Origin of the sequence: Blautia glucerasea (assembly GCF_020537505.1) — a bacterium.
GTDB lineage: Bacteria > Bacillota > Clostridia > Lachnospirales > Lachnospiraceae > Blautia_A.
The window spans coordinates 1-801 of record NZ_JAJBMO010000092.1 but is presented as its reverse complement, the minus strand read 5'-3'; the positions used below and the strand labels follow the sequence as shown (position 1 = coordinate 801).

The 801-nt window shown below is 47.1% G+C and carries 1 protein-coding gene; it reads left to right on the top strand.

What is annotated here, in order from left to right; genetic code table 11:
• On the top strand, window positions 1-801 hold an 801-nt coding region (locus LIQ05_RS20820), incomplete at both ends, for an MSCRAMM family protein (RefSeq protein WP_264292817.1).

Below are 801 nucleotides of genomic sequence, written 5' to 3'. Positions count from 1 at the left end.
AAGGTGTGGGATTCAGTGCATATCTGGAGAGCAGCCTGAAGAAAAATAAGGACGGTTCCTATGACTTTGCATCTGCAACTCCGGTTGTACTGACCGCAGACGGACAGACAGAAATGTTCACGGATGAGCGTGGATATGCATGCTCCATTCCGCTTGCATACGGAACCTACATTGTAAGGGAGACCACCACACCGCACAACTTCAAACCAGTCGATGACTTTAAGGTTGTGATCTCGGAAAACAATCCGGATCAGCCGCAGGTATGGCGTGTGCTTCTGGACGAAGAGTTTGAAGCAAAATTAAAGATCGTCAAAAAAGATGACGAGACAAAGAAATCTGTCCTGGTTCCGAATACCGAGTTTAAAGTATACGATCTGGATAACAAGAAATATGTGGAACAGGTGACCACCTACCCATCTACTACGGTACATAAATCTTATTTTACGGATGAGAATGGATACCTGATCCTGCCACAGAATCTGGCTTGTGGAAATTACCGCATCGAAGAAGTGACTGCACCGGATGGATACACCCACAGTGCCAATACCGTGGAAATCAAGGTAGACAGTGATACTGCATACCAGGAAGATCCGGTCAGCGGTGACCTGATCATCGAGGTGGAATTCGAGAACCACCCGGCAAAAGGCAGACTGACCATCCACAAGGAAGGAGAAGTAGTCAAAGGTTTTGACAAGGATTTCACCTATGAGGAAGCCAGCCTTGCAGGAGCCGTGTTTGAGGTTTATGCCGCAGAAGATATCTATACCGCAGACCATCAGAAAGATGAGAACGGCAACCGTT